General features: G+C 70.5%; 5 protein-coding genes. 2 read left to right on the forward strand and 3 right to left on the reverse strand.

Going from position 1 to position 3,438, the window contains the following annotated elements:
* Positions 1-73 precede the first annotated feature (73 nt).
* Positions 74-598: an RNA 2'-phosphotransferase gene (locus tag AB0M20_RS33190; RefSeq protein ID WP_364304290.1), complete on the forward strand. Its 525-nt coding sequence runs from the start codon at positions 74-76 to the stop codon at positions 596-598.
* Positions 599-683: 85 nt separating this feature from the next.
* Complete coding sequence (locus tag AB0M20_RS33195; protein ID WP_364304286.1) at positions 684-1,736, forward strand: hypothetical protein; 1,053 nt, start codon at positions 684-686, stop codon at positions 1,734-1,736.
* Here AB0M20_RS33195 and AB0M20_RS33200 read toward each other — a convergent pair.
* The 3 genes from AB0M20_RS33200 to AB0M20_RS33210 form a co-directional block, all read right to left on the reverse strand.
* Positions 1,733-2,515 (reverse strand): alpha/beta hydrolase, encoded by a 783-nt coding sequence (locus AB0M20_RS33200; RefSeq protein WP_364304287.1) that lies wholly within the window; start codon positions 2,513-2,515, stop codon positions 1,733-1,735. The genes AB0M20_RS33195 and AB0M20_RS33200 overlap by 4 nt on opposite strands.
* A complete protein-coding gene (locus AB0M20_RS33205; protein ID WP_364304288.1) occupies positions 2,512-3,189 on the reverse strand; it encodes a hypothetical protein in 678 nt (225 codons plus the stop codon). Before AB0M20_RS33205 ends, AB0M20_RS33200 begins: the two co-directional genes overlap by 4 nt.
* Positions 3,190-3,250: 61 nt before the next feature.
* Positions 3,251-3,438, reverse strand: a 188-nt coding sequence (locus tag AB0M20_RS33210) for a dihydroxyacetone kinase subunit DhaK (protein ID WP_364304289.1), incomplete at its 5' end; no start/stop codon positions are given.

Genomic DNA, 3,438 nt, shown 5'->3' on the forward strand with positions numbered 1-3,438 from the left:
TTTAAGCCGACTGATGAAGGGTATTTAAAACTTTATAAAACATGGTTTTGTAAGTCTAAATTACCGAACGAGCCTGAGCAAGTCGCAGGTACGGCTCAGCAGAAGAATGTCGATGGTGCTGCGACACCGCCCCGAATCCGTGGGCATCACCCTCGACCCGCAGGGCTGGGTGCCGATCTCCACATTGCTCGAGGCGCTGGGTGTCACCCGCGCCGAGCTGGACGCCGTGGTGGCCGGCAACGACAAGGCCCGTTTCGCCGTCGAGGGCGACCGCATCCGGGCCAGCCAGGGCCACTCCCGCCGGGTCGAGATCGATCTCGGCCTGACGCCGGTCGAGCCGCCGGAGACGCTCTATCACGGCACGCCCCGGGCGAACGTCGAGTCGATCATGCGGGAGGGGCTGAGGCCGCGCTCGCGTCAGCACGTACACCTCTCCCCCGACCTCGAAACCGCGACCCGCGTCGGCACCCGCCGCTCATCGGACGTCGCCATTCTCTCCGTTCGCACCGCCGAGATGGCCGAGGCCGGCCACCTCTTCTACCGCAGCGCGAACGGCGTCTGGCTCACCGACGAGGTCCCGCCCAACTACATTTCGTAGCGGGATTGTTACCTGAAAGTGACAAACTGTCGACATGCGACACTTCAGTCGAGCGACAGCCGGTGCTGCCGCCGTGGAAATCCTCGTGAGCGGCTCACCCGCGACGGCGGCGCCGGCCGTACCCACCGCCTCCGGCACGCTCCGCAAGGTGGCATTGGACACCGGTGAGTTCACCTCCGCGCGACTCACGGCGGTCAACCGCCGCGGGGAGATCGTCGGCGTCCTGCGGGACCCTGAGGCGAACGGCGGCGTGCGTGCCGCACTATGGCGCCGGTACGACACGATGATCGACCTGGGCGTGCCCGGCGAGCTGCCGACCGCGCTCAACAACCGCGGCGACGTCCTCATCGCCGATCTGATCTGGACCAACGGGAGCCTGCGGCCCGTGCGGCACCCGACGCTGTCGGCGCGGCCGACCGACCTCAACGACCACCTTCAGGTGACCGGCACGCTGGAGTCGGGCTCGCTCTACGAGTACCGGGCGTTCCGCTGGCAGGACGGGCAGTTCACCGATCTCGGAACGCCCTATCCGGACGCCTACACGCGGGGCCAGGCCATCAACAACCGGGGCACGGTGCTGGGCACCGTCCACGACGCCGTGGTTCAGCCCGTTGGTTTCGTCTGGCGCGACGGCGTGACGAGCGTGTTCGGCGCCGGCCTGCACCAGATCGCGCCGATCGACATCAACGACCGTGACCAGGTCCTCTCCTACGGCTCGGCGACCGAGGAAAGTCCCGTGCATCCGTACCTGTGGCAACGGGGCAAGCTGGTCGACCTGATGGCCGGCCGCGCCGCCGACGGCATCCCGCAGGACATCAACAACGCCGGCGATGTGGTCGGCTCGATCGACAGCCGCCCGGTGCTCTGGCGCGCCGGCCGGACGATCCATCTCCTCCCGCCGGCGTGGCGAGGATTGGCGACCCACACCAACGAACGCGGCGACATCGCCGGGGTCGCCGGGACCGGCACTGACAACCGGGTGTTCCTCTGGCGCAACGGGCACGTCCGTTTCTCGGAGCCGGAGACCGGCACCTTCAACCGTCCGTCCGTGGCGGGCGTGGACGAGCGCGGCCGCGTGGCGGGCGGTCTGGGCGACGAGCTCACGGGAGAGAACCACCCCGTCGTCTGGATCCCTTAGGCCGACCAGTCGAGGAGGAGTTCGAGGAACGCCTCGGGCTTCTCCATCGACGGCAAGTGCGCGACGTCGTCCCAGTCGACCTGCCGGGCGTCCGGCGCCTCCGCGCACACCCTCTCGGCCGCACGCCGGCTGACGTCGAGGTCGTGCCCGCCGATCAGCACCAGCGTCGGCTGCGTCAGCTCTGCCAGCCGGTCGAGCGCCGGCGGATCCAGCTCCACCTCGTCGACGTCGTCCCACGACGCGGTGACCTCGAAGGCGCTGCGCTGCATCCGCCGGACCGCGTCCCGCACGGCCGGGTCGACATCGGCGTCGGTGCGGCCCGGGCCCACGGCCCAGGTGGCCACGTTGAGGTCGGCGGCGGCGTCGAGGTCGTCACGCTCCAGCGCCGCTCTCTCGCCGTCGACGAAGCGCCGCAGGTCGGGCGTCATCTCGCCGAGCAGGCTGCCGCCGGGCGGGCAGAGCAGGAGGCTGCGTACGAGGCCCGGCCGCGTCAACGCCAGCTCGACCGCCACCCCACCACCGAACGACGCCCCGGCGACGTGGCACTCCGTGATGCCGAGGCGCTCGAGGGTGCCGATGACGTCGGCGACGTTGTCCAGCGGTCCGTCCGGCCGGCTCGTCGACTCGCCGAAGCCGCGCAGATCGAGCCGGACGGCGTCCCGGGCCGCGACCAGCGACTCCCACTGCGGATCCCACATCCGCCGGTCCGCGATCCCGGCGTGGATCAGCACGACGGGCAGCCGGCCCGCCGGCCCTTCCCGGTCGTAGGCGAGGCTCACTCGTGCAGCCAGACGCGCAGCGGGCCGACGTCGTCGAACCCGGCGTCCACGGCCGGCCCGAGTTCGTCGCCCTGTTCGTAGCCGACCAGTGCGACGCCGGGCACCGCGTTGATCGCCGCGGCCCAGGCGTCGGAACCGCCGAAGAGGTTGGAAACGCCGACCACGTCGCCGCTGCGGTTGAGGGCGGCACCGCCGACCAGTTCACCGCGCGGCTCATCGCCGCGGCGGAAGGCCAGGACGGACACGGCCGGGTCGTCGAGCAGCGCCGGGCGGAAGATGTCCGGGACGTCGTCGCCGCCGTGCCATGCGACCTGCCACTCGCGGAAGCCGCCGGCCGTCACCCGCTCGATGCGAAGGCCGGGCATCGGTGGCGCGGGGACGTCCGGCGGGCGGTGAATCCACTGTGCGTCGAAGAGCTTGGTGAAGCCGTGCGGGGCGAGGTCGAGCTCGGCGAAGCTGTCCTTGACCGAATAGCCGGACAACTCCCCGCCGGGCAGCACGTCACCCGGCACCGCACCCGGGCGCAGGGTGACCGCCTCGGGATAGAAGGGCGGCGTACGGTCCAGAGCCCGCCACGCCCGCTCGCCGAAACTCGACCGGACGCCGTGCGTCCGGCCGACGGCGGCGCACCACTCGGCATTGTTCGCGGCGGCGGCGATGAGAGGCTCGGTCACCGGGCCAGTCTGTCATCGATGGCCCGCCTGCCAACCGATTATCCGGCCCGGCGACCGACCGTCAGAAGATCCGTACGGCAGCCTCCGCGGGCGCGGTGAGCAGCGTCTCGATCTCGTCGTCGAGGCGGACCAGGGTGAGTGACGCCCCGGCCATGTCGAGCGACGTGCAGTACTCGTTGACGTAGCTGCGGCGGTGCGTGATGCCCTGCGCCGCCAGTTGGTGGTGGGCGTGGCGGTAGTGGATGTTCA

It is taken from the genome of Actinoplanes sp. NPDC051633, from assembly GCF_040681735.1.
GTDB lineage: Bacteria > Actinomycetota > Actinomycetes > Mycobacteriales > Micromonosporaceae > Actinoplanes.